Source organism: Streptomyces sp. PTL18 (assembly GCF_059510295.1).
This window is the reverse complement of sequence record NZ_JCAJZO010000140.1, coordinates 1-498: the sequence shown is the minus strand read 5'-3', so window position 1 is coordinate 498 and position 498 is coordinate 1. Positions and strand designations below refer to the sequence as shown.

The 498-nt window shown below is 68.9% G+C and carries 1 protein-coding gene; it reads right to left on the bottom strand.

Going from position 1 to position 498, the window contains the following annotated elements:
• Positions 1-498: beta-ketoacyl synthase N-terminal-like domain-containing protein (locus AC5WS8_RS39370; protein ID WP_496108272.1), on the bottom strand; the 498-nt coding region annotated here is incomplete at both ends.

Sequence of the window (498 nt, the reverse complement as noted above, 5' to 3'; positions counted from 1 at the left end):
GCCCTCACCCCAGCCGGTCCCGTCCGCACCCTCCGCGAACGCCTTGCACCGCCCGTCCACCGCAAGCCCCCGCTGCCGCGAGAACTCCACGAACGCACCCGGCGTCGACATCACCGTCACACCACCGGCCAACGCCAGATCACACTCACCACCGCGCAGCGCCTGCACCGCAAGATGCAACGCCACCAACGACGACGAACACGCCGTGTCCACCGTCACCGCCGGACCCTCGAGCCCCAACACATACGACACCCGGCCCGACAACACCGACGCCGCATTACCCGTACCGACATGACCCTCGAAGTCCTCACCCGAGGCCAGCAGCACACCCGTGTAGTCCTGACCGTTCGTCCCCGCGAAAACACCCGTACGACTGCCCCGCAGACCCCCCGGAGCGACACCCGCCCGCTCCAACGCCTCCCACGACGTCTCCAACAACAACCGCTGCTGCGGATCCGCCGCCAACGCCTCCCGCGGACTCATCCCGAAGAACCCCGC